The organism is Amycolatopsis minnesotensis (assembly GCF_039529815.1).
GTDB classification, from domain to species: domain Bacteria; phylum Actinomycetota; class Actinomycetes; order Mycobacteriales; family Pseudonocardiaceae; genus Amycolatopsis; species Amycolatopsis minnesotensis.
The window spans coordinates 98,788-123,574 of sequence record NZ_BAAANN010000019.1; the positions used below are offsets into that span (position 1 = coordinate 98,788).

The window sequence follows — 24,787 nt, forward strand, 5'->3', positions numbered from 1 at the left end:
AACGCGCAAGGCCCGGGAGGCGGGGCAGGGAGACACACCGCGCCCGGACCACTGTGAGTCATCACGACACCGAGCGACCACGGGCAGCACAGCCAGGAGGAGCCATGATCGAGGCGACCAGCCTCACCAAGCGGTACGGCAAGACGCTGGCGGTGAGCAACCTTTCGTTCACCGTCGAGTCCGGCCAGGTGACCGGCTTCCTCGGGCCGAACGGGGCGGGGAAGTCCACCACCATGCGGATGATCCTCGGCCTCGACAACCCCAGCTCGGGGCGGGTGACGATCGGCGGCAAGTCCTACCACGAGCTGAAGGACCCGCTGCGCACCGTCGGCGCCCTGCTCGACGCGAAGTGGGTGCACCCCAACCGGTCCGCGCGGGCGCACCTCGCCTGGATGGCGAGGTCCAACCGGTTGCCGTCGAGCCGCGTCGACGAGGTGCTCGAGACCGTCGGGCTGACCAGCGTCGCGGGCAAGCGGGCAGGCGGCTTCTCGCTCGGCATGTCGCAGCGGCTCGGGATCGCCGCCGCGCTGCTCGGCGACCCGGAGGTGCTCCTGTTCGACGAGCCGGTCAACGGGCTCGACCCGGAGGGCATCCTCTGGATCAGGAAGTTCATGCACCGGCTCGCCGACGAGGGGCGCACGGTGTTCGTGTCGAGCCACCTGCTCTCGGAGATGGCGCTCACCGCGAGCCAGCTCGTCGTGATCGGCAAGGGCCGGCTCATCTCGCAAAGCTCCACGAAGGACTTCGTGGCGCGCGCGGCGGAGAACACCGTCAAGGTGCGCAGCCCCCAGCTCCCGCAGCTCCGCGGCGCGCTGGAGCAGGCGAGCGCCCGCATCGCCCCCGGTGAGGACGGCTCCCTCATCGTGTCCGGAATGGACAGTGAGAAGATCGGCGAACTGGCCGCGGGCAACGGCATCGTGCTGCACGAGCTGGCACCGCAGACCGGCTCGCTGGAGCAGGCCTTCATGCAGATCACCGGCGATTCCGTCGAATACCACACCGGCCTCGAAATCGAGGCGGAACAAGTGCTCGAAACCGCCGTCAAGTAGCCACCACCACTCTTCGAGGATTCGGGAAGACCCATGACTCTGCTCGCTACCGAACGCATCAAGCTGTTCACGACCCGGTCGCCGTGGTGGTGCGCGCTGCTGACCCTCGCGGTGACCATCGGGTTCGCCGCCCTGATCACCGGCACCACGGACGCGGGCGGCGGCTCGGTCGCCGCCACGCAGTTCGGCTACCAGTTCGGCCTCCCGGTGATCATGGTGCTCGCCGCGCTGTCGGTGACCACCGAATACCGCTTCGGCACCATGCGGACCACCTTCCAGGCCATCCCCAACCGCGCCGCCGCGCTGCTCGCCAAGACCGCCGTGGTCGCGCTGCTCGTGCTGGTCATCGGCGAGATCTCGGCGTTCGGCTCGTGGGGCATCGCGAACCTGCTGAAGCCGTCGGCCGACTTCGCGCTCAACAGCTCGGCCGACTGGATCAACGTGACCGGGGTCGGGCTGGTCTACGCGCTTGCCGCCGTGGTCGCGATCGCGGTCGGGCTGCTGGTCCGGCACAGCGCCGGCGCCATCGCACTGCTGATGATCTACGGGCTCGCGGTGGAGAACCTGATCCGGCTCATCCCGAACGTCGGCGACGACATCTACAAGTGGCTGCCGTTCAACGTGGCCAACAGGTTCCTCACCGGGGACGGCTCGAACCGGGGTGCCGTGCTGGACGGCCCGCCGCTGTCGACCTCGTCGCTCGGCACCTGGTGGGCACTGGCCTACTTCGCCGCCTTCGCCTTCGTGATGCTCGCGATCGCGATCACCGTCACCAGGAAGCGGGACGCGTAACCACACCGGACCAACCACAGGGAAAACCGGGCGGCGGCCGAGTCGGGGGACGCGGCAGCGACCGGAGCAAGGGGAGAGGAAGGGCCCGGGTCGCCAAGTCGGGGGGCGACCCGGGCCCTTCGTCATGCCCCGGCCCGGTTTCGCCAGAAGTTTTCGCCTGTGAGTAACAAACGAAGAGATCAACACGACATAACGGGACGCGCACTACCTCACGGCGGCGGGTTAAGACCACGTTAAGACGCTGTGGCGTCCCTCACGAGGAGCGGACAGACCGTCGTTGACCAGGTGCTATGGAAGCAACCCGGCAAGCAGCTCCGACGGAGGTGACCCTTGACGGTGGACACCGGTCAAGGTGTGGACAGTCCTGGCCCCGCGACCATTCCCGCCGCGCGCGGCTCCGCACCACGCCTCGAACCACTGGCGGGCCTGGAATGGTCCCAGGCCATCGAACTGCCGAGGATCGCCTCCTCGGCCACCAAGCCGGCCGAGATCCGGCGCGCGTGGGTGCACCGCGCATCCGAGGACCACGTGCTGGCGCTGTTCCGCTCGGTCAGCGGCGGCTCCGACCCGGTGCCGTCGCCGTGGTGGCTGCGCGCGCTCGCGTCCGGCCGCCTCGGCTCCCGTGAAGACGGCTTCCGCGTCGAAGACCGGATCGGGCAGCTGCTCGGCAGGCGTCCCGGCTGGGAGTACGTGCCGTGGGCCGCCGACGGCGAATCCGGCTACTGGGAGTTCATGCCGTCCGAGCGCGGCGCCGCCGGGCACGCCATCCCGACCACGGTGCTCAACACCGACCGGCACGCCGGCTGGATCGACGTGCTGCCCGCGCACAGCGGCACCACCCCCGAGCCGATCGCGGTCGCCGGGCTGGCCGGACTGCGCGCACGGCTCGGGGAGTTCGAAGCGGTGCGTTAACCTGCTACGTCCGAACATGGCGTGAGCAGGAGTGGAGCACCTTGCAGAGCGAGCGGCAGCCGCGCATGCGCAGCGTGGTCAGTTACGTGCAGCGCGGCGGCCGGATGACGGTCGGGCAGCAGCGCGCGTGGGACGAGCACTGGCCCGAGCTGGGCAGGAAGGTCGCCGACCTGCCCGCGGGCCCGATCGACTTCGCCGCCTGGTTCTCCCGCGACGCACCGGTGCTGCTGGAAATCGGCTCCGGGATGGGGGAAACCACCTCGCAGCTCGCCGCCGACGCGCCGGAGCTGAACTACGTCGCGGTCGAGGTCTACGAACCGGGGCTCGGGCAGCTCATGCTGCGCGCCGAGAAGCTCGGGGTGACGAACCTCCGCATGATCAACGGGGACGCGGTCATCCTGCTCACCGAGCACGTCGCCGCCGATTCGCTCGCCGGCGCGCGGATCTTCTTCCCCGATCCGTGGCCGAAGAAGAAGCACCACAAGCGGCGGCTCGTGCAGCCGTCGTTCGTCGCGCTGCTCGCGTCGCGGCTGGCGCCGGGCGCGACGCTGCACCTGGCGACGGACTGGGCGGAGTACGCGGACCAGATGCTCGAGGTGTGCACGGCGGAGCCCGCGCTCGAAAACCGGTACGAGACCTGGGCGCCGCGGCCGGAATGGCGGCCGGTGACGAAGTTCGAGAACCGCGCCGAGGTGGAAGGCCGCGTCAGCAGGGATCTGATGTTCAAGCGGGTGTAGAAGAAGCACCGGGGTCGTCCTTCCCCCGACGAAAGGACGACCCCGGTGCTTCTTCTTGTTCGGAACGCGCCCCCGCGTTCCTCACTCGTCGCCGAGCGGCTCCGCCTGCACCCGTTTCAACGCGGGCGTGCACACCGACGCGGCCAGCACGGCGACCCCGATCCCGAGCACGATCGGCGCCGCCAGCCAGGGGCTGAGGACGATCGACCTGGGGTCGACCACGCTGAACAACCCGAGCCCGACCAGGACGCCGACCACCCCCGCGCCGATAGTGGCGACCATCGCGGGCAGCGCGGCCTCCATCCGCAGCGCCCGTGACAGCACCCTGACCGGTGTCCCCGCCGCCATCAGCGCCCCGAACGTGCGGCGGCGGTCCATCACCGACCCCGCCGTCGCGACCGCCGCGCTCGCCCCCGCGAGCAGCCCGGCCGCGACCAGCCCGATCACCGTCACCCGGCGCAGGTCGCCGAGCTCGTTCTGCTGGCCGTCGAGCTTGAGCTCCCGGCTCTGCACCTGGTCACCCGCGGCCGCGCCGCTCAGCGCGGTCCGCACCACCTCGCGGTTCTCCGGCGTGGTGGGCACCGCGACCGTCACCCGCTCCGGCTGGAACCCGGCCGGCACCGCGCCGGGGTCCACCACCGCCGATCCGCTCAGGTTCTTGTCCTGGTGCGACATCACCGCGGCGTGGGTTCCCGCGGCCAGCGGCAGCCCCTTCTCGTCGCTGGCGCTGGCGATCCGCAGGGTGCCCGCGTCGACGGCGTAGTCGCTGTAGACCGTGGGACCGCGGTCGCAGGTACCGAGCTGGAACCGGGTGAGCGCCTGCGCGTCGGCGCACGAAAGCACGAGCGCCGACTGGGTCCCGCCCGTCGGGTTGTTCAGCGTGACGCTGGGGACCCCGACCGCACGCGCCCCCTGGCCGTAGCGGGTGAGGTTCCCGTTCGCCTGCTCGGCGACCTGTGCCGCGTGCGCGGCGTCGGTTTCGACGTAGAGCACGGAATCCTGGAACGAGCGCCCGCCGCCCGCGAGGGATTCGAGGCTCGGCATGATCGTCAGCGCCAGCGACCCGGCGAACACGGCGAGCACCACCCCCGCGGATGCCCGGTACGCGCCCTTCGGGTCGTCACGGAGACGGCGCCCGGCGAGCAGCCCGGCAGGCCGCCGCCACGAGCGGACGAAGGTGCCGCCCACCGCGGCGGTCACCCACGGCCCGATCACCGCGGCCGAGCCGACCACCAGCGCGAGCCCGAACAGCACCACCATCGGCCCCGAACCCGGACCCGAACTGGACACCGCGAAGGCGAAGAACGCCCCGGCCGCCGGCAGCGCCAGCAACCGCCACCAGTGCGGCTTCTTCGGCGTGTGCGAAGCGACCGCCCCGAGCGGCGTGCTCAGCACCCGGCGCAGGCCGAGCACCCCGGCCAGCACCACGAGCGCCGGGATCGCCACCACCAGCACCGCGGTCAGCACCGGCGGCAGGGTGAAGTCCGTCGCCTGCCAGGTACCGCCGTCCCACGGCACGAACGTGGCGAGCCCGGCCAGCGCCGGGCTGACCGCGAGCCCGGCCAGTGCGCCGACCGCGGAACTCAGCGCGGTTTCCGCGGCGACCATCCCGGCCACCTGGCCGGGGGTGCCGCCCGCGAGCCGGAGCGCGGCGAGCCGTCGTTCCCGGCGCGCGGCGGTCAGCCTCGCCGACGACGCGACCAGCACCAGGCTCGGCACCAGCAGCACGACCACCCCGACACCCGCGAGCAGCTGCAGCATCGGGTCCGGGCTGGCTTGCCGGTCGCTGAAGCCCAGCACCGGGTTCGCCTTCGCGGACATCTGCTCAGGAGTGTGCCCGACGAGTGCGACGAGCTGCTCCGGGAACATCAGCGCGTCCTGGCCGAGCGCGTCGACCGGTTTGCCGAACCGGTCGCCGAGCTGCGACGGCGGCAGCGCCTGGAGCTTCTTGCCCAGTTCGGGCGAGACGACCACTTCGCCGGGACCGGGCACCCGCGGCACCCCCGGCGGCAGCTCGACCGACCCGGGATCGCCGAGCGCGGCGACGTCGACGCGAACGATCTTGTCCCCGTTCGAGTAGTCCGCGCTCTGGTCCATCAGCATCACCGGTTGCGCCGACCCCGTGGCGGCGACCTGCTGCCATTCCGCGCGCTGCGCCCTGACCTGGGTGGCGAACGGCAGTGCCACCAGCAGCAGCACGAGCCCGGTCGCGACCGCGACCCCGGCGGCGGTGAGGATCGCCGAGGTGCGGGTGCGCCGGTCCACCCGCAGCACCCGCCACGCGATCTTGAACGCGTTCATGCCGCGGTCACCGCGTGCTCGATGCGACCGTCGCGGATCGCCACCGTCCTCGGCATGGAGTCGGCGAGCTCGCGGTCGTGGGTCACCACGATCACCGCGGCGCCGCTGTCGTTCGCGGCGACGAGCAGCGCGTCCATGGTGTCCTTGCCGGTCCTGGTGTCCAGCGCGCCGGTCGGCTCGTCGGCGAAGATCACCTTCGGCCGGTGCGTGAGCGCGCGGGCGATCGCGACGCGCTGCGCCTCGCCGCCGGACAGCTCACCCGGCCGCCTGCCCTCCTTGCCGCCGAGGCCGAGCCTGGCGAGCCATTCGCGCGACGCGGAAAGCGCCTCCTTGCGCTGCCTGCCGCCGAGCAGCAGCGGCAGCGCCACGTTCTCCTCCGCGGTCAGCTCGGCGACGAGCATCCCCGACTGGAAGACGAACCCGAACTCGGTGCGGCGCAGCTCGCTGCGCTTCTTCTCGCCGAGCTGGTCGATGCGCTGCCCGCCGAGGTGGATCTCACCCGCGTCGGCGCGCAGGATCCCGGCGAGCACGTGCAGCAGCGACGTCTTGCCGGAGCCGGACGGGCCGACGATCGCGATCGCGTCACCCGCCGCCACGTCGATGTCGATCCCGGCGAGCGCGTGCTGGGTGCCGTACCGCTTCACCAGTCCGCGGCCCGACAGCACCGGGTGCATCGGGCCGGGAGTCCGGAATGGACCTTGAGGGTGCACGGGACTTCTCCTCGCTGAAGGCTTTTGCTGATGGCGATCAGCGTCGCGGAGCGCGGGGGGTGTCCACTTCGGGCAGACGGCCAGGCTCACCCGCGCGCCCCTCGGCCGATCGGCCGAGGGGAAACGGGCCGTGCGGCCAAGGTGCGGGCCGGTCGCACTCCTCTACCGTTGTGGGGTGTCGGACGCCCCAGGACCCCTTCAGCAGAAGGCGCTCGCCTTCTTCCGGTGGCTCGGCCTGCCCGGGATCGCCCTGTTCGGCGCGGCACTGTGCGATCTGCTGATCATCGTGCCCGCGGCGCTGGACGACGTTGGCTCCCGCGGGGACGACCTCGTGGTGCTGCCGGGGGTCATCGGGATGGTCGCGTGCGCGCTGTGGGCGAGACGGCGGCCCGCGGTCGCGGCGGTCGCGGGCGCGGCGGTGCTGGTGCTCTCCAGCGCGCTCATCCGGTTTTCGCCGTACCTGCCCTATTCGACGCTGCTGCGGAACGTGACGCTGAGCGAAACCGTGGCGGGGTTCGAACTCGTCATGCTGGCCGTGCGGCGCCTGCGGCCCGGCGTCGCGTTCGCGACGAGTGCGTCGCTGGTGATCGGGTGCCTGATCGCGGTCGTCGGCCGCCGTCCGACCGCGCTGACCGCGTCGGGCGTCCTGACCTCGCTGGTGGCGGGGGTCGCGGTGCTGGTCGTCGCCGTGGCGGTGGGGGTGCAGACCAAGGAGGGCAAGCGGAAACCCTCGAAGATCGGCCTCACCGGGGAGCTGCTGCGCGAGCACTGGCCGATCGCGGGAGCGCTGAGCCTCGTCGGGTTCCTCGACGTGTCCTGGACGATGACCTCCGAGAACCAGCGGGGCGTGCCGCTGCTGCTGTTCTCCTTGGCCGCCGCGGCGATGGCCATGCTCTCGCACCGGCAGCCGGTGCGCGCGGCGATCATCCTCGCGGGCGTGATGCTCGCCAGTGCGGTCCTCGCGCCGCTGCTGGACGTGCGGAGCACGATGCTGATCGGCGGCGGGGTGCCGGTGACCCAGGTGCTCGCGGGCGTGCTCGTGGTGGTCAACCTCGTCCGGTTCGAGCCCAAGCGCACCGCGTGGTCGCTGATCGGGGTCCTCAGCGTGGTGGTCGCGCTCGCCGCGGGGCTCAACGGTTCGGTGACCGGCCGCGGTGAGCGGCACCTGTTCCAGCCGAACGTGATGCGCTCGCTGTTCGTGTTCGCGCTGCTGCTGCTCGGCATCGCGGTGGCGCTCGGGCTCTACCTGCGCTCGCGCGATTCGGAGCGCAAGCAGGTCGTGAAGGCCGCGGTGACCGACGCGCAGACCTCCGAACGGATGGCGCTCGCGCGCGAACTGCACGACGTGGTCGCCCACCACGTCACCGGGATCGTGGTGCAGGCGCAGGCCGCGAAACTGATGGGGGAGAAGGATCCCCTGGTCGCGGTCGAGGCGATGGGCCGCATCGAGCACGCGGGCACCGAGGCGCTGGTCGCGATGCGGCGGCTGGTGCGCAGCATGCGCGGGGACGCCTCGGCGGCCGGCGGCGACGTCACCGAACAGGCCACCACCGATCTCGCCGCCGACCTGCGCAAGCTCGTCGACGAGGCGAACCACGGGGTGCCGACCGAACTCGACCTCGACCTGCCCAGCCCGGTGCCGCACGAGGTGGCGCGCTCGGCGCTCCGGCTGGTCCAGGAGTCGCTGACGAACATCGGCAAGCACGCCGCGGACGCGACGGAAGCCGTCGTGCTGGCGCACCTTTCCGGCGAAGAACTGCACCTGTGGGTCCGCGACGACGGCCGCGCGCGAACGCCTGGCGAGGACCGGCGACCGGCGGGCGGCAGCGGCGGATACGGTCTCATCGGCATGCGCGAACGGGTCGAACTGCTGCACGGCAGGCTCGACGCCGGACCGGCACCGAACGGCGGCTGGCGCGTGGAGGCGTGGCTGCCGCTGGCCTGACGACGTGCGTTTCCCAGCGGAGTCAGCGACAAGCACTGACGACGTGCGTTTCCCAGCGGAGTCAGCGACGAGCAAGGAGAAGAATGACGATCCGGGTGCTGATCGCCGACGACCAGGAAATGGTGCGGATGGGGTTCCGCATGATCCTGGCCGCGCAGGACGACATCGAGGTGGTCGCGGACGTCGCGGACGGGATCACGGCGGTCGGCAAAGCACGCGAGCTGCGGCCCGACGTGTGCCTGCTCGACATCCGCATGCCCGGCCTCGACGGGCTGGAGGTCGCCCGTCAGCTCGCGGGCCCGGACGTCACCGATCCGCTGAAGGTCGTCGTGGTGACCACGTTCGACCTCGACGAGTACGTGCACACCGCACTGCGCAATGGCGCGAGCGGCTTCCTGCTGAAGGACGCGGGGCCCGCGCTGCTGATCGAAGCGGTCCGCGCCGCCGTCCGCGGTGACGCGCTCGTTTCGCCGCAGATCACCGTGCGCCTGCTGAAGCACTTCGAAGGCAAGCCGGCCCGCCGCGCCGTCGAGCAGCCGGCCGATCCGCTGACCGCGCGCGAGCTGGACGTCGTCAGGTCCGCGGCGCGCGGGCTGACGAACACCGAGATCGGCGAGGAGCTGTACCTGTCGCTGTCCACGGTGAAGACGCACCTCGCTTCGGTGCAGGGCAAGATCGGTGCCCGCAACCGGGTGGAAACCGCCGCCTGGGCTTGGCGATCCGGACTCATGGACGACACCGACGCTCCATAGAATGCTCGGTTATGACCTTCCGCCGCCGCCTGCGCGCTCCCGTCGTCCTGCCAGCCGATCCGACCTGCTCGGTGCTCCGTGACGCGGTCGTGGACATCGACGAGACGGGCCGCATCTCGTACTGCGGGCCCGCCGCGACGGCACCCGAAGACGACGGCGTGCTCGTCACCGATCTCAGCGGGATCCTGCTGCCGGGACTGGTGAACTCGCACGCGCACAGCCCGATGACGCTGCTGCGCGGGATGGGCGGCGAGCTGCCGCTGCTGCGCTGGCTGCAGGAGATCATCTGGCCCGCCGAAGCGAAGCTGCGGCCGGAGGACATCCGCGCGGGCATGCTGCTCGGCTCGGTCGAAATGCTGCGGCACGGCGTGACCACGAGCGCCGAGATGTACTTCGATTCCGAGCAGCTCGCGGACGCGGTGCTCACCACCGGCGGGCGGGTGCTGCTCGCCCCGCCGATGATGGACCTGCCGGGGATGGACTGGCGCACGATGCTCGACGGCATCAGCCGCTGGATCGACACCGACGGGCTGCGGTTCGGGCCGGGCGACCGGGTGGAAGTCGGCTACGGCCCGCATTCGGCGTACATGCTCGCGCCGGAGGCGTTGCGCGCCATCTCGGAAGCCGCGGCCGCGCGGGGCGCGCTGGTGCAGATCCACGTCGCGGAAGCCGCCGCGGAGGACGAGAAGCAGCGCGCGGAGCACGGTTCGGTGCCGCGCCTGCTGGACGAGGTCGGCATGCTGGCCGGCCGCACGATCGCCGCGCACGCCGTCCATCTGTCCACGGAGGACATCGAGCTGTTCGCCGCGCGCGGCACTGGTGTCGCGCACTGCCCCGGCTCGAACGCGAAGCTCGCCTCCGGGATCGCAAGGCTGCCCGAGATGCGCGCGGCCTCGGTGGCGGTCGGGCTCGGCACCGACGGCCCCGCCAGCAACGACGACCTCGACCTGTGGGAAGAGGTGCAGCTCGCCGCGATGTTCGCCCGGCTGTCCACAAAGGACTCCACCGTGCTCGGGGCGGGCGCGGCGCTGCTGATGGCCACCCGCGGCGGCGCGGAGGCGCTCGGCCGCGACGATATCGGCGCGCTGGAAGCGGGGCGGTGGGCCGATCTGGTGCACGTCGACACCGACGACCCGGCGTTCGCCACCGGCCTCGGCGTGCCGGACGGCCAGCTCCTGCAGAACCTGGTGTGGGCGGCGGGTTCGCGCCGGGTCCGCGACGTGTGGGTCGCGGGCGAGCAGGTCGTCGGCGAGGGCGAATCGCTGCGCGTGGACAGGGCGAAGGTCCAGGCGAGTGCCGCCGAAGCGGCGGCACGGCTGCGCGTCTGACGCCGCGACGGAGACCTTCCGGGCATCAGCGTCGCCATGTTGCGCGCCGCGAAAGGCGAGATCGCGGCATCAGATTCCCCGAAGGGCGCCGATCGGCGCGGCGGGCGCGGCCGAAGCCGTGCCCGTCATCGCCATGCCGCCCGCGGCGGCGAGCGCCGGTGCCGCACCGGCGGCGATCTTCCCCGGTTTCCTCTGCTGTCCTCCAGCGTTCGTCGAGGAGCGGCGTAACCGAACCCCGGTACGGCCACAGATAACCAGATGATCCGCTGGCGAGTGGGCGATGTCCGAAACTGGCCTACTCGGGCGGCTTCGGCACCCTGGTCCGGCGGTAGAGCTGCACGAACCCGGCCAGCAGGCACAGCGCGCCGCCGCCGACCGCGCCCTGCGTCACGCCGAGCAGCAGGTCGTCCCTGGTGAAGCTGCCGGGATCGCGGACCTCGGCAGGCCGGTCGCAGTGCAGCTTCGCGGTACCGGTGAACCAGGCGCGGTCGTTCGTGGTGCTGCCGCTACCGCGCTCGGCGGCCGAATGACCGTAGACCCGGTAGGTCTTCGGCGGCCCCGACGGCGGCGTCAGCGTGCAGCCGAACAGGTCGTCGGTGTAGGAGCGCAGCGCGATCCGGTCACCCTCGTCGAACTCCATCGAAAGGTCCGCGTCGATCGGCGACCAGTCCGAGCCGAGCGCCTTCGCGCCGAGCACCGCGGTGGAGGTCACCAGGAACCCGATCAGCGCGACGCCGCCGAAGAAGATCGCCAGCACGAACCAGCGCAACACCTTGGGCCTGTCTGCCGGATCACGGCCCTGAACGGTCACACCGACAGAAGCTAGCGCAAACCGGGCACCGTCAAGCGCGCGGTACCGGGCGCAGCACGAGCTCGGTCAGGTGCGCGTCCGGCGTCGCGGAGACGGCGGTGACCACCGCGGTGGCCACCGAGTCCGGCCGCAGGTACTGCTCGGGCGCGTAGTCCTTGCCCTCGCCCGCGATCACGGCCTGCTGCATCTCGGTGTCGGTGCGCCCGGGGAAGATCGACGTGACGCGCAGCTTCGGCTCTTCGGCGCGCAGCACGTCGGCGAACGCGCGCAGCCCGAACTTGCTCGCCGCGTACGGGCCCCAGCCTTCCCGTGCGGCGAGGCCCTGCCCGGAGTTGACGAGCACCACGTGCCCGCCCGCGGCGCGCAGCGCGGGCAGGAGGTGCCGGGTCAGCTCGACCACGGCGAGCAGGTTGACCTCGAAGTTCCGGCGCCACACCGACGCGTCGGCCGCCTCGACGGTGCCGAGGTCCGCGACGCCGGCGCAGTGCACCAGCACGTCCAGCTCGCCGATGTCCGCGGTCGCCGCGCGCAGCGCTTCGGCGTCGGTCAGGTCGACCGGCCACGGCTCGGTGCCGGGCAGATCGGCCGCGAGCCGTTCGAGTGCGCTCGCGTCGCGGCCGCCGAGCAGTACGCGATGGGTCGGCTCCAGCGCGTGCGCGACCGCGGCGCCGATGCCGCGCGACGCGCCGGTGACCAGTGCGGTCGGGGTGTCCGTCATACGACCCACCGTAGATCCCCCTTGACTCGGCGACCGTCGCGGCGTGAGATCCCCGCTGTGACCTCCGCGAAGATCGAACCCGGCAACCGCGTCCTCGGCAAGGTGGCGCTGCGCATCATGCCGTTCCTCGGCCTGCTGTACTTCGTCAACTACCTGGACCGGGTGAACATCGGGTTCGCCGGCCCCAACGGGATGAACTCCGAGCTGGGGCTCACCGCGACCGCGTTCGGCTTCGCCTCCGGGGTGTTCTTCCTCGGCTACCTGGTGCTGGAGGTGCCGAGCAACCTGGCGCTGCACCGCTTCGGCGCGCGCCGCTGGCTGGCCAGGATCATGATCACCTGGGGGATCGTCGCCACCGTGATGGCGTTCGTGCCGAACCCGACGACGCTGATCATCCTGCGGTTCCTGCTCGGCGTCGCCGAGGCCGGTTTCTTCCCCGGCATCATCCTGTACCTGACCTACTGGTTCCCGGCCTCGCAGCGCGCGAAGGCGGTCGCGCTGTTCATGGCCGCGGTGCCGGTGTCCTCCGCGGTCGGGTCGACGGTGTCGAGCCTGCTGATCGCGCACGGCGGCGGCGTGTTCGGGCTCTCCGGCTGGCGGTTCATGTTCCTGGTCGAGGGCGTGCCCGCGATCCTGCTCGCGGTCGTCACCTGGTTCTACCTGACCGACCGCCCCGAAAAGGCCAAGTGGCTCACCGCCGAAGAACGCACCTGGCTCACGAACGAACTGGAGGCCGAGCGGAAGGCGACCGAGGCCGAGCACCACTGGCCGCTGCGGAAGGCGCTGACGCACCCGCGGATCCTCGGGCTGGCGTTCGTCTACTTCGGCATCGCCTACGGGCTCTACGCGCTCGGGTTCTTCCTGCCCACCATCATTTCCGGCTTCTCGCAGCAGTTCGGGTCGAAGCTCAGCACGACGCAGGCGGGCCTGGTCACCGCGATCCCGTACGTCGTCGGCGCCGTGGTGATGGTGCTCTGGGCCCGCCACGGCGACCGCACCGGCGAGCGGAAGTGGCACGTGGCGCTGCCGATGCTGCTCGGCGGGTTCGCCATCCCGGTCGCGCTGTACCTCGGCAACCCGTACGCCGCGATGGTCGCGGTCACCGTGTGCGCGGTGGGCGTGTGCGCCGCACTGCCGACGTTCTGGGCGCTGCCGTCGAACTTCCTCTCCGGCGCCGCCGCGGCGGGCGGGATCGCGCTGATCAACTCGCTCGGCAACATCAGCGGGTTCGCCGCGCCGTACGTCACCGGGTGGCTGCGCGATCTCACCGGGAGCCAGCGCACCGGTTTGTGGGTCGTCGGCGCCTGCATGGTCGCGGGTGCCGTCGTCGCGCTCGTCCTCGGCGCGAAACCGAAGAAGACCGCGTTCCTCGACAAACCGTGATGCCCTGAAGGTGCCCTTGAGGGAATGTGGTGCCCCGAAGGGCACCTTCAGAGCATGGGGGACCTGCCGCGGGGCGTGGCCATCGGCGGCACGAACCTAGCGGACGCCGATGCGGCCCGCGAGGCCGAAGAATCCCTTCTTCCACACCGAAACGATCGCCGGGCGCGGCTGCGCGGTGCCGCCGTCCGGCCAGTGCGAGGTCGGGTTCGCCGAACTGGCCGCGTTCTCACCGGGGTGCTGGACCGCGACGAGCACGAGGTTGTCGGTGACCACCGGGCCGCAGGTCTCCGCGCCGACCGGCACCGACAGGAACTGCTTGACGTGCCCGCGTTCCGGGCCGTCGACGGGCACCGAGAACAGGCCGTCGTTGGCGCCGAGCGTGTTGCCGTCGGTGGAGATCCACAGGTTGCCGTGGCGGTCGAAGGCGACGTTGTCCGGGCACGAGATCGGCGACACCTGCTCCTTCGGGAAACCGCCGAAGTAGGTGTCCGCGGTCTTCGGGTCGCCGCACACGAGCAGCAGCCGCCACGAGAACGTCAGCGACGCGCTGTCACCGTTGTCCTCGTCCCATTCCAGGACGTGGCCGTTCTTGTTGCCGTTGCGCGGGTTCGGCTCATCGGCACCGGCCTTGCCCGCGGCGCCGCGGTCGGTGTTGTTGGTCAGCGCGGCGTAGATCCTGCCGTTGACCGGGTTCGGCTCGATGTCCTCCGGCCGGTCCATCTTGGTCGCGCCCGCCTTGTCCGCGGCCTGCCTGGTGAAGACGTACACCTCCTCCGCGCTGAATCCGTCCACAAAGGACTTGTCGCCGCTGGCGAGCGGGATCCACGAGCCGGTGCCGTCGAACTCGCCGTCCGAGGGGAGCTTGCCGGTGCCGTCGATCTCGCCGGGGCTGTTGCCGGTGAACTTGCCGACGTAGAGCGTGCCGTCGTCGAGCAGGCCCGAGTTGTGGCGGCGGGCGTGCGCGCTGTCGCCCTTCTTGTACTTGCCCTTCGACACGTACTTGTAGATGTACTCGAAGCGCTCGTCATCACCGGAGTACACCGCGACGCGGCCGTCCTTGGTGATCTTCACGTTCGCGGCCTCGTGCTTGAACCGGCCGAGCGCGGTGTGCTTGATCGGCGTCGAATGCGGGTCGTGCGGGTCGATTTCGACGACCCAGCCGAACCGGTTCGGCTCGTTCGGTTCGCGCGCGACGTCCCAGCGCTTGTCGAAGCGCTCCCACTTGCGGGTGCTCTCGCCGGTGCCGATGGCGTAGCGCTTGAGGCGCGTGGCCGCTGAAGGGTCTCCGGGGTCGGTGACCTTGTCGGCGTTCGCGAAGTACTGGTGGAAGTTCTCCTCACCGGAGAGCACCGTGCCCCACGGCGTGACGCCGCCGGAACAATTGTTCTGCGTGCCGCGCACCTTGCGGCCGCTCGGGTCCGCGGAGGTCTTCAGGAACTTCGACCCCGCCGCGGGCCCGCGCACCTCGAACTCGGTGTCGAGCGTGATGCGGCGGTTGAGCGGGCTCGGCACCGTGCGCAGCGCGCCGAACACCGGGTCGCGGAAGGTCTGCACGACCGACAGCCCGTGCGCGGCCCAGGCGATCTTCGCCTGCTCCTCGGTCGGGTTCTTCGGGTCGTACTGGTCGGCGGGGAACAGGTGCACCTCGGTGGTGTACTCGTGGTTCACCACCAGCAGGTTGCGGATGCCGAGCGGGTCCTGCGGGATCAGGCCGACGAAGTCGTTGTTGTAGCCGAACTGCTTCGCCTGCGCGGCCGCGGTCTGGTTGCGGAAGTCGAACTTCGGCGCGCCCGGCACCACCGCGTCGCCCCAGCGGATGACGACGCTCTGGCCGTAGCCCTGCGGCGTCGTGACGGCGTCGAACTTGTTCGGCGGCACGGGATCGAAGTCGGTGCCGGGGACCGGACGACCGGGGCGCGGGTGGTGACCGGCGGTAGCCGCGGCGGTGGCTTCGGCAGCCGCGGCGGTGCCGGACAGCGCGGCGAACCCGCCCGCGGTCGCGGCGAGCACGGCGCCCGCCTTCAGCGCGCCGCGGCGGGACACGACGTCCTTGACGACGTCACCGAAGTACTCGTTGTCCGAGGGGTTCGGTGCCTCGTGCGCGCAGGCGTTGCCGCAGCGGTATTCGCAGGTGACGGGGGATCGGCCACCGGGGTGGGCGATCAGGGGCAACAACCGCCCGGGCTCGATGGACACACGGCCTCCATGGTGGTCACTCGGTCAGGGGAACGCGAGCGACCGTAAGTGCCCAAAGCGATCCGATCAGGACATCGAGGTGAACGGACGGCGAACGGGACGGACCGATGCGAACGCGTTACCGCTGCTGGGACCGGTCGAAACGGCACGGACGCGGAGCGTCACCGAATCAGGGTTTCGGGCACGGCGAGGTCGTGGACGGGGAAGCAGATCTCCAGCAGGTCAGCGGGCCGGGCACGGCGTAGTCGATGGTCCTACCCCAGCAAGCTCGCGACGGCGTCCGCGAACGCTTCCGGGGCCTCCTGCGGGACGTTGTGCCCGATCCCGTCGAGGTACCGGTGTTCGTACGGCCCGGTGAAGAACTCGCGGTCCTCCGCGGCACTCGGCCCGCCGACGCCGTCGGCGCCGCTTTCGAGCACGACCGACGGGACGGTGATCGGCGGCTCGCCGTCGAGCAGGTCCTCGAGCTTCTGGTACCGCGGATCGCCGTCCGCGAGGCCGTACCGGTGCCGGTAGGAGTGGATCACCACGTCGACGAAATCGGGGTTGTGCAGGCTCGGCGCGCTCGCCGGGAACGCGGTCGCGACGCCGTCCCAGGTCGGCGACCAGGTGCGCCACAGCAGCTCGCACAGCTCGTCGCGGTTGCGGTCGAGCCCGCGGCGGCCCCGCTCGGCGTGGAAGTAGTACTGGTACCAGTACGTGCGCTCCCATTCCGGCGGCGCCGGTTCGCCGGCGTAGGCCAGGTTCTGCACGTTGTAACCGTCGACGGTGACGAGCCCGCGGACGCGCTCGGGGTGCAGCGCGGCGGCGATGCAGGCCGCCCTGCCGCCCCAGTCGTACCCCGCGAGCACGGCCTTCTCGATCTTCAGCGCGTCCAGGAAGTCGAGCAGGTCCTGCGCGAGCGCGCCCTGCTGGCCGGAGCGGATCGTGGTGTCGTCGAGAAAGCGCGTCGAGCCGAAGCCGCGCAGGTACGGGGCGAGCACGTAAGCGCCCCGACCCGCGAGGATCGGGGCGACTTCGTCGAACGTCCGCACGTCGTACGGGAATCCGTGGAGCAGGACGACCGGGACACCGCCCAGGTCACCGGCCCACTCGTACGCCACGTCGAGCACTGGCGTCGAAATCCGTGCCGGGTAAGGAAAAACCATACCGTGATCTTGTCACGCCCGGCGGGCTCAGAACTCCTCGCCGCCGACCAGCGCGGCTTCGGCGGGCACCGTGTGCGCATCGGGCTTGCGCTCCCGCAACGACAACAGCCCACCGGCGATCACGCACAGCACGGCGGACACGACGAACGGCGACTGCGGCGAGCCGAGCCATTCGGCGACGTGCCCGACCAGAGTCGCCGCGACCGCGCCGCCGAGCCAGCGGCAGAAGTTGTAGCCCGCGCTCGCCACCGGGCGCGGAGCGTCCGAAATGGACATCGCGGTCCCGGTGAACAACGTGTTGAGCAGCCCGGAAACGAGGCCGCTGACCACGATCGCGACGACCAGCACCGGCTTGCTCGGCACCGCCATCACCAGCATCAGCACCGCGTACCCGAACACCGAAAGCGCCGCGGCGTGCCGCTCGCCGAGCTTGCCGGCGAGCTTCGGCGCGAACACCACGCCCGCCACCGCCACGCACAGGCCCCAGCCGCAGAAGATCAGGCCCACCGCGATCGCGTTCCACTCCAGTACGAACGGCGACCACGCGAGCACGGTGAAGAACGCGGCGGTGTACAGCGCCGACGCGACGGAGGTGCGCAGCAGCCCGCGGTGCGCGAGCGCGCGGATCGGGTCGAGCAGCCGGATCGGATCCCGTTTCTGGTGCGAGTCGCTGTTCAGGAACACCGCGCACAGCACCAGCCCGGCGAGCATCAGCACCGCCGTCCCGACGAACGGCCCGCGCCACGAAATGCTGCCCAGCAACGCCCCGAGCAGCGGACCGACCGAAAGCCCGATACCGAGCGCGGCCTCGTACAGCAGGATCGCGCCGCCCTGCCCGCCGGTCGCCGCGCCGACGATCACCGAAAGCGCGGTGGCGATGAAGAACGCGTTGCCGAGCCCCCACACCGCGCGCAGGCCGACGAGCTGCTCGATCGAACCGGCCACCGAGCACAGCGCGGTCGCCGCGACGATCAGGGTCAGCCCCACCAGCACGGTCCGCTTGGCGCCGAACCTCGCGCTCGCGGCACCGGTGACGAGCATCGCGATCACCTGCACGCCGAGGTAGCTCGAAAAGAGCAGGGTCACCTGTGACGGCGTCGCGTCCAGCCCCTTGGCGATCGAGAGCAGGATGGGGTCGACCAGGCCGATGCCCATGAACGCGATCACGGCCGCGAAAGCGGTGATCCAGACTTGTTTCGGCTGTCCCTTGACCGCGTCAAGCAGGCTGCCGTGATGGCTGTTACTTCCGCTCATCCCGGATCAGTTCCTCCTTCAATGTGCTCTGCTCCAGAAGCTTCCGGAGCGCCGGTAGCGCGGTGTCGATCGCCGCGCGGTCTTCCTCGTCGAGCGCGATGAGGCGTTCGCGAAGGAACTCCTCGCGCGCGAGCACGAGTTCGTCGTAGAACCGGAGACCGTCGTCCGTCACCGCGACGAGGACGGCGCGCCCGTCGGCGGGATCGGGCGTCCGCTTGACGATGCCGAGGCGTTCGAGCCTGGCCACCACGTCGGTCATCGACGGGAGCCGGACGCCTTCCAGCTCGGCGAGCCTGCTCATCCGGCTCGGGCCGCCGCGCACCAGCTCGGACAGCACGGAGCCCTGGGTGAGGGTGAGCTGGAGCTGGGGTGTCTGCCTGCGGACGACGTAGTACAGCCGGAACAGCAGGGGGCGCAGCTCGTGGGCCAGTTCGGCGACCGATGCGGCTCGACGATTCACTTAGCCAGGCTAACATATTTAGTTAGGGTGGCGAAGTAATTCGGCGCACACCGGCTCGAGCCGAAGCTGCCGAAGCTGCCGGGGATCAAGGATCATCAGCGGGTGCGGCGATGCGCGTCGGCGCGCACTACCGTCGCGGACATGGATGCGGTGGTGTTCGACCTCGACGGCGTACTGGTGGACTCGGAGCAGATCTGGGACGAGGTGCGCCGGGCGGTGGTCGCCGAGCACGGCGGCACCTGGACCGGCGAGGCGACCAGGGCGCAGCAGGGGATGAGCACCCCGGAATGGGCGCGCTACCTGGTCGAAGAGCTGGGCGCGCTGCTCACCCCGGACGAAATCGCCGAGGTGGTCATCTCGCGCATGGCGCGGCGGTACGCGGCAGGGCCGCCCGTCCTGGACGGCGCGGCGGAAACCGTGCGCGCGGTCGGCGAGCGGTATCCGGTGGCGATCGCCAGCTCGTCACCACCGGTGCTGATCGAGGCGTTCCTGGACGCGACGAAACTGGCTCCGCTGGTGCCGGTCGCGCTGTCGAGCGAACTCGTCGCGAGGGGGAAACCGGCGCCCGATGTGTACGTCGAGGCGGCGCGGCGGCTCGACGTCGACCCGACGCGGTGCGCCGCGGTGGAGGACTCGACGAACGGGCTGCGGTCGGCGCTCACCGCGGGCATGACCGTCTACGCGGTGCCGAACCCGCACTTCCCGCCCGACCCGGCGGTGCTGTGGCAGGTCCCGCACGTCCTCGGGAGCATCCGGGACCTGCCCAGCGCGCTCGGCTGATCCTTCCTCCAACGCCCTGAAGATGCCCTTCGCGGCAGCAGATTCCCCGAAGGGCACCTTCAAGGGCACGCACGGCCCCGCGACTACGCGAGGGCGGGGAGAGTGGCGTCAGCGCCCGGCTGGCTACTCGCCCGCGATGAACGTCTCGACCGCGTCGCGGGCGACGGAGTCGCTGTACTGCTCCGGCGGCGACTTCATGAAGTACGAGGACGCGGACAGGATCGGGCCGCCGATCCCGCGGTCCTTCGCGATCTTCGCGGCGCGCACGGCGTCGATGATGATGCCGGCCGAGTTGGGCGAGTCCCAGACCTCGAGCTTGTACTCCAGGTTCAGCGGCACGTCGCCGAACGCGCGGCCTTCGAGGCGCACGTAGGCCCATTTGCGGTCGTCGAGCCACTGCACGTAGTCCGACGGCCCGATGTGCACGTTGCCCTTGCCGAGGTCGCGGTCGACCTGCGAGGTCACCGACTGGGTCTTGGAGATCTTCTTCGACTCGAGGCGCTCGAGCTCCTTCATGTTCAGGAAGTCCATGTTCCCGCCCACGTTGAGCTGCATCGTGCGGTCGAGCTGGACGCCGCGGTCCTCGAAGAGCTTGGCCAGCACGCGGTGCGTGATGGTGGCGCCGACCTGCGACTTGATGTCGTCGCCGACGATCGGCACGCCGGCGTCGGTGAACTTCTTCGCCCACTCGGGGTCGGACGCGATGAACACCGGCAGCGCGTTGACGAACGCCACCCCGGCGTCGATCGCGCACTGGGCGTAGAACTTGTCGGCGTCCTCGGAGCCCACCGGCAGGTAGGCGACCAGCACGTCGGCCTTCGACTCGCGCAGCGCGGCGACGACGTCGACGGGCTGCTCGTCGGACTCCTCGATCGTCTCGCGGTAGAACCGGCCGAGCCCGTCCATGGTGTGCCCGCGCTGCACGGTGACGCCGACCGGCGGCACGTCCGCGATCTTGATCGTGTTGTTCTCGCTGGCGAAGATCGCCTCCGAGAGGTCGCGGCTGACCTTCTTGGCGTCCACGTCGAACGCGGCGACGAACTCGATGTCGGACACGTGGTAGTCGCCGAACTGCACGTGCATCAAACCTGGCACGCGCGATGCGGGATCGGCGTCGCGGTAGTACTGCACGCCCTGCACCAGCGACGCCGCACAGTTGCCGACGCCAACGATGGCCACCCGAACGCGGCGGTTCTCGCCCATGCCGGTTTCTCCTTAACTAGTGATCTGTAGGTGAGTGCTCGCCGTCAGCGGCCCGGGTCGCCCCGGTCGTGCTGCTCGGCCTGTTCGTGCGCGATCAGCTCGTTGAGCCACCGCACTTCCCGTTCGCTGGTCTCCAGCCCGAGCCGGTGCAGCTCGCGGGTGTAGCGGTCGATCTTCTCCTCGGCCCTGGCCATGGCGGCACGAAGCCCTTCGCGGCGCTCCTCGACGCGACGGCGACGACCCTCCAATATGCGCATCCTGACGTCGGCCGGTGTCCTCGAGAAGAACGCGAGGTGGACGCCGAAGCCCTCGTCGTCCCAGGTCTGGGGACCCGCGTCACCGAGCAGCTCGGCGAAGTGCTCCTTGCCCTCCGCGGTGAGCTTGTACACGCGCTTGGCCCGGCGGCCCCACGTCCTCGTCGACGCGGCACGGCCCGCCTCCGCCTCGTCGTCGATCTCCTCGACGAGGAAGCCGTTCCGCAGCAGCCTCCGCAAGGTCGGGTACAGCGATCCGTAGGAGAACGTGCGGAACGTGCCGAGCGTGTCGTGCAGCCGTTTCCGCAGCACGTAGCCGTGCATCGGCGCCTCGTGCAACAGCCCGAGGATGGCGAACTCCAGCACGGGGACACCTCCCTCCGGGGAATGAACGGCCTCGCCCGGCGTTGTCCCACCTGCGAGCGGGCGAACCGCTCGACGGGTGCTCCGACCGCTTGACGACACCGTCAACCTACCGCCGGAGTATATCGCGCCGATACATCGAAGTGGTGTACATAACCTTTCCGAGTGACCTCCGCGCCGCCCAGTCGACGAGGGAAATTCACCGGAGTGTTATCAAATTTCCGGCGTGTCGCATTTCGGGCGAAGATCGCTAGGCAGAACGGCTCATTGGGAGCACACGCCGGGCACGTAGTCTGTCCACGTGCGGAACGAGCGACAGATCGTGGACTACGCCTTGCAGCGCCGTGCGCTGCTGGCCGGTGTCTACTCCGGTCGCGTCGGCACGATGGACGTCTGCGACGCCAGCCCGTACCTGCTGCGGGCAGCCAAGTTCCACGGCCAGCCGAGCCGGACGAGCTGCCCGGTCTGCCGCAAGGAGGCGTTGACGCACGTCTCGTGGGTCTACGGCGACGAGCTGAAGCACGCCGCCGGCTCCGCGCGGAGCCCGGACGAGCTCACCAGGATGGCCAACCTGTTCACCGAGTTCACCGTGTACGTGGTGGAGGTCTGCCGGACATGCGGGTGGAACCACCTGGTGCAGTCATACGTCCTTGGCACGGGAACCCCTGGCTGCCCTGAACCCAGGCGCAGCTCGCGGAGGACAGCAGGACAGTGATCAGCAGGACAGTGATCAGCGCGACCGGAACGACCAGAAGTGCAGCTCATGACCACAGAACGGCGTACCCCGAACCGCCGTCCTGGGAGGCTCTTTCGTGAACGACCAGTACAACCGCTCCTGGCCTGGCGAGGAGCCTGATCGGCACCGTCACGCCCAGTGGCCGACCGACGACGAGCCGCAGTGGCCTGGCGAGCGACCCCCGCGCCGCCAGCCGCCGAGGCAGCAGAACCAGCCGCCGCAGTGGCCATCCGGTGACGAGCCGCAGTGGCCTGGCGAGCAGGAGCCGCCGCGCAGGCCGCCGAGGCAGGGCCCGCCGCCCGGGTACCGGCCACCCCCCGGCCCCCCGCCGGGCGCACCGCAAGGTCCCCCGCAGGGCCCGCCGCCAGGGCAGCGCCCGCCGCAGGGGCCACCGCCTCCCCAGTACCGGCAGCCGCCACCGCCGCCACCGCCGCCGGGCAGGCGGCCCCCCGGCGACGAACCGACCGGGTACGTGCCGCGCGGCGTCGACCCGAGCGCGCGCGAGCCCGAGCTGCTCACCCACCACGAGCACAACGGCACCGTCGGCCAGCCCGCGCACGACGACCACGGATACGACGACGGCTACGACCACGGGTACGACGATTACGACGACGGCTACGCCGACGAGCAGGCCAGGTTCAACGAGTTCGGCGCGGACGAGGAAGACCCCGGTGACGGCAAGGGCAAGAAGGAAAAGCCGGTACTGACCCCGAAGCAGCGCAAGAAGCGGCGCTGGCGGCGGATCCGGCGCACCCTCTACGTCCTGTTCGGCCTCTTCGTGGTGCTGCCGGCGGCCGCGTTCACGATCGCCTACTTCTTCGTCGACGTGCCGACGCCGGAGGAGGTGGCCGCCAAGCAGAGCCAGGTCGTCACCTACTACTTCGGCGACGGCTCGGAGATGGGCAAGGACGTCCCGCCCGGCGGCAACCGGCAGATCCTGAAGCCGGAAGAGATCCCCGAGGTGGTCAAGCACGCCGCGTACGCGGCGGAGGACGCCACCTTCGAGACCAACAGCGGTTTCGACGTCACCGGCATCCTGCGCGCGGTCTGGAACCAGGCCACCGGCAAGCAGGGCGGCGGGTCCACGATCTCGCAGCAGTACATCAAGAAGGCGACCGAGAACGAAGCCCCGACGCTCACCCGTAAGTTCACCGAGCTGGTGAAGTCCTTCAAGATGAACAACCAGCAGGACAAGAAGGACATCATCGCGGCGTACCTGAACACGATCTTCTTCGGGCGCGGTGCGAGCGGCGTCGCGACCGCGTCGGAAGCGTATTTCAAGAAGCCGGTGAAGGACCTGAACGCCTCCGAGGCGGCGCTGCTGGCCGGACTCATCCAGGGGCCGAGCCGCTCGGGGAACATCGACTACGCGAAGTCGCGCTGGAAGTACGTGATGGACCGGATGGTCGAGAACAAGTGGCTCTCGCCGGCCGACCGCGCGGCCGCCACGTTCCCGATGCCGGTACCCGCCGAGGAGACCAAGCCGAAGGGCATCACCGGCCCGAACTCGCTGGTGCAGAAGCGGGTCGAAGCCGAGCTGGACGCGGCGGGCTACTCCGAGGAGAAGATCCACGCCGGCGGCTACAAGATCTACACCACGATCGACCCGAAGGCGCAGCAGATGGCGCAGGACGCCGCCGAGTCGGTCATGAAGGACGTGATCGGCAAGCAGCCGGAACTGAGGAAGGCGCTGGTCGCGGTCGACCCGAACAGCGGCGGCGTCAAGGCGTACTACGGCGGCACCGGGCTGTTGCCCGACGGCAAGACGGCGGATCTCGACTGGGCCAACTACCAGCGAGAACCCGGCTCGTCGTTCAAGCCGTTCGACCTGGTGGCGCTGCTGCAGAAGGGCAAGGGCCTCGGCGAGACCTTCACCTCGAAGAACGGCGCGTCGTTCAAGGGCTCGCCGCCGATCGGCAACGTGAGCCACTGCGACAACGAACCGGCGCCGTGCACCGTCGCCGAAGGCATGCAGAAGTCCGTCAACACCGTGTTCTACGACATGGTGACGAACGTGACCGGCACCCAGCCGGTGATCGACGCGGCGCACGCCGCCGGGATCCCCGCCCAGCACGGCAACGTCAAGACGATGGAAGCCGGTGACGCGAACATCTCCATCGGTGGTGGCAAGACGCAGGTCACCACCGAGGACATGGCCGCCGCGTACGCCACCTTCGCCGCCGAAGGGATGCACCGCGCGCAGCACTTCGTCGACAAGATCACCATGCCGGGCGGCGATGTCGTCTACCAGACGCCGACCCAGGAAAAGCCCGCCTTCTCCGACGACGCGGAGAAGAGCAAGCAGATCGCGGGCAACGTCACCGAATCGCTGCAGCCGGTGGTCTCGTACTCGAAACTGGACTGCGCGAGCGGACGGGAATGCGCGGGCAAGACCGGTACGCACCAGTACGTCGGCGGGAGCGACAGCCCCAAGTCGAAGGACAACGCGCAGGCGTGGATGGTCGGCTACACCCCGCAGATCTCGACCGCGGTGTGGGTCGGCACCAACGGGAACCGGCCGATCTACAACGCGCAGGGCAAGCCGATGTACGGCAGCGCCGAGCCGGGCAAGATCTGGCAGAAGTTCATGGACGCCTACCTCAAGGGGCAGCAGGAGCTGAAGTTCCCCAAGGTGGACCTGATCGGGAAGCCGGTCGTGTCCGCGCCGCCGTCCACGTCGTCGAAGGCGCCGGAGACCCCGAAGACGAGCGAGCCGCCGCCCCCGCCACCGTCGACGAGTTCGGAGCAGCCACCGCCTTCGACGTCGAGCGACACGGGCACGCCGACCAAGCCGACGAAGACGACCGACCGGCCACCCTTCCCCGGCGGTGACAACGACCACAACGGGTGGCTCGGCCAGCCACCACCCGGCCGGAGCCGCGACGGCTGACCGAAGGCCCCGCACGATTCGTTCGTGCGGGGCCTTCTTCGTGTTTCCGCGTATGCTCGGGCTTG

At 70.4% G+C, this 24,787-nt stretch carries 21 protein-coding genes; 11 read left to right on the forward strand and 10 right to left on the reverse strand.

Translation table 11 applies throughout. The annotated features are described in order from the left end of the window. Positions 1-104 precede the first annotated feature (104 nt). The 4 genes from ABD256_RS23830 (at position 105) to trmB (ending at position 3,490) form a co-directional block, all read left to right on the forward strand. Entirely contained in the window at positions 105-1,049 is a 945-nt protein-coding gene (locus ABD256_RS23830) for an ABC transporter ATP-binding protein (protein ID WP_344422845.1), read from the forward strand. A 33-nt stretch (positions 1,050-1,082) separates the two neighbouring features. Next, a complete protein-coding gene (locus ABD256_RS23835) occupies positions 1,083-1,841 on the forward strand; it encodes an ABC transporter permease (RefSeq protein ID WP_344422848.1) in 759 nt (252 codons plus the stop codon). Positions 1,842-2,171: 330 nt separating this feature from the next. Beyond that, positions 2,172-2,753: a hypothetical protein gene (locus ABD256_RS23840; protein WP_425546507.1), complete on the forward strand. Its 582-nt coding sequence runs from the start codon at positions 2,172-2,174 to the stop codon at positions 2,751-2,753. A 41-nt stretch (positions 2,754-2,794) separates the two neighbouring features. After that, positions 2,795-3,490 (forward strand): tRNA (guanosine(46)-N7)-methyltransferase TrmB, encoded by a 696-nt coding sequence (gene trmB / locus ABD256_RS23845; RefSeq protein WP_344422851.1) that lies wholly within the window; start codon positions 2,795-2,797, stop codon positions 3,488-3,490. Positions 3,491-3,571: 81 nt separating this feature from the next. Here the strand turns inward: trmB and ABD256_RS23850 are convergent, their stop codons facing one another. Beyond that, positions 3,572-5,791: an FtsX-like permease family protein gene (locus tag ABD256_RS23850; RefSeq protein WP_344422854.1), complete on the reverse strand. Its 2,220-nt coding sequence runs from the start codon at positions 5,789-5,791 to the stop codon at positions 3,572-3,574. Then, positions 5,788-6,465: an ABC transporter ATP-binding protein gene (locus ABD256_RS23855; protein ID WP_344422857.1), complete on the reverse strand. Its 678-nt coding sequence runs from the start codon at positions 6,463-6,465 to the stop codon at positions 5,788-5,790. The genes ABD256_RS23850 and ABD256_RS23855 overlap by 4 nt, the downstream gene beginning before the upstream one ends. Before the next feature lie 211 nt (positions 6,466-6,676). On the opposite strand from ABD256_RS23855, the gene ABD256_RS23860 reads away from it, so the two are divergent. From ABD256_RS23860 to ABD256_RS23870, 3 genes are all read left to right on the forward strand, one after another. Next, the gene (locus tag ABD256_RS23860; protein ID WP_344422860.1) at positions 6,677-8,446 is read left to right on the forward strand and encodes a sensor histidine kinase; all 1,770 of its coding nucleotides are present in this window, start codon (positions 6,677-6,679) and stop codon (positions 8,444-8,446) included. Between the two features lie 83 nt (positions 8,447-8,529). After that, entirely contained in the window at positions 8,530-9,198 is a 669-nt protein-coding gene (locus tag ABD256_RS23865) for a response regulator (RefSeq protein WP_344422863.1), read from the forward strand. A gap of 11 nt (positions 9,199-9,209) precedes the next feature. Beyond that, positions 9,210-10,526 (forward strand): amidohydrolase family protein, encoded by a 1,317-nt coding sequence (locus ABD256_RS23870; protein WP_344422866.1) that lies wholly within the window; start codon positions 9,210-9,212, stop codon positions 10,524-10,526. Between the two features lie 295 nt (positions 10,527-10,821). Here the strand turns inward: ABD256_RS23870 and ABD256_RS23875 are convergent, their stop codons facing one another. Further along, positions 10,822-11,337 (reverse strand): hypothetical protein, encoded by a 516-nt coding sequence (locus ABD256_RS23875; RefSeq protein ID WP_344422869.1) that lies wholly within the window; start codon positions 11,335-11,337, stop codon positions 10,822-10,824. Between the two features lie 31 nt (positions 11,338-11,368). After that, the gene (locus tag ABD256_RS23880) at positions 11,369-12,055 is read right to left on the reverse strand and encodes an SDR family oxidoreductase (protein ID WP_344422872.1); all 687 of its coding nucleotides are present in this window, start codon (positions 12,053-12,055) and stop codon (positions 11,369-11,371) included. 117 nt (positions 12,056-12,172) lie between these two features. Between ABD256_RS23880 and ABD256_RS23885 the strand changes: the two genes are divergently transcribed. Further along, positions 12,173-13,438, forward strand: coding sequence for an MFS transporter (locus tag ABD256_RS23885; RefSeq protein ID WP_425546512.1), 1,266 nt, complete (start codon positions 12,173-12,175; stop codon positions 13,436-13,438). Between the two features lie 96 nt (positions 13,439-13,534). On the opposite strand, the gene ABD256_RS23890 is transcribed toward ABD256_RS23885, so the two are convergent. The 4 genes from ABD256_RS23890 to ABD256_RS23905 all read right to left on the reverse strand — a co-directional run bounded on the left by ABD256_RS23890 (position 13,535) and on the right by ABD256_RS23905 (position 18,496). Beyond that, the gene (locus tag ABD256_RS23890; RefSeq protein ID WP_344422879.1) at positions 13,535-15,634 is read right to left on the reverse strand and encodes a PhoX family protein; all 2,100 of its coding nucleotides are present in this window, start codon (positions 15,632-15,634) and stop codon (positions 13,535-13,537) included. 254 nt (positions 15,635-15,888) lie between these two features. Beyond that, entirely contained in the window at positions 15,889-16,782 is an 894-nt protein-coding gene (locus ABD256_RS23895) for an alpha/beta fold hydrolase (RefSeq protein ID WP_344422882.1), read from the reverse strand. Between the two features lie 27 nt (positions 16,783-16,809). Next, positions 16,810-18,036: an MFS transporter gene (locus ABD256_RS23900; protein WP_344422885.1), complete on the reverse strand. Its 1,227-nt coding sequence runs from the start codon at positions 18,034-18,036 to the stop codon at positions 16,810-16,812. Continuing rightward, positions 18,023-18,496 carry a MarR family winged helix-turn-helix transcriptional regulator gene (locus ABD256_RS23905; RefSeq protein ID WP_344422888.1) on the reverse strand — a complete coding sequence of 158 codons (474 nt, stop codon included), beginning with the start codon at positions 18,494-18,496 and terminating at the stop codon, positions 18,023-18,025. The genes ABD256_RS23900 and ABD256_RS23905 overlap by 14 nt, the downstream gene beginning before the upstream one ends. Positions 18,497-18,637: 141 nt before the next feature. Here ABD256_RS23905 and ABD256_RS23910 point away from each other — a divergent pair, with 141 nt between their 5' ends. Next, positions 18,638-19,276 carry an HAD family hydrolase gene (locus tag ABD256_RS23910; RefSeq protein ID WP_344422891.1) on the forward strand — a complete coding sequence of 213 codons (639 nt, stop codon included), beginning with the start codon at positions 18,638-18,640 and terminating at the stop codon, positions 19,274-19,276. Between the two features lie 123 nt (positions 19,277-19,399). Here ABD256_RS23910 and ABD256_RS23915 read toward each other — a convergent pair whose 3' ends face one another. Both ABD256_RS23915 and ABD256_RS23920 read right to left on the reverse strand, forming a co-directional pair. Continuing rightward, on the reverse strand, positions 19,400-20,479 hold the full coding sequence (locus ABD256_RS23915) for an inositol-3-phosphate synthase (protein WP_344422894.1): 1,080 nt from the start codon (positions 20,477-20,479) through the stop codon (positions 19,400-19,402). Between the two features lie 44 nt (positions 20,480-20,523). Continuing rightward, positions 20,524-21,099, reverse strand: coding sequence for a PadR family transcriptional regulator (locus tag ABD256_RS23920; protein ID WP_344422897.1), 576 nt, complete (start codon positions 21,097-21,099; stop codon positions 20,524-20,526). A gap of 298 nt (positions 21,100-21,397) precedes the next feature. Here ABD256_RS23920 and ABD256_RS23925 point away from each other — a divergent pair, with 298 nt between their 5' ends. Next, entirely contained in the window at positions 21,398-21,811 is a 414-nt protein-coding gene (locus tag ABD256_RS23925; RefSeq protein WP_344422900.1) for a DUF5318 domain-containing protein, read from the forward strand. Between the two features lie 97 nt (positions 21,812-21,908). Continuing rightward, positions 21,909-24,722: a transglycosylase domain-containing protein gene (locus ABD256_RS23930; protein ID WP_344422903.1), complete on the forward strand. Its 2,814-nt coding sequence runs from the start codon at positions 21,909-21,911 to the stop codon at positions 24,720-24,722. The last annotated feature ends 65 nt before the right edge of the window (positions 24,723-24,787 follow it).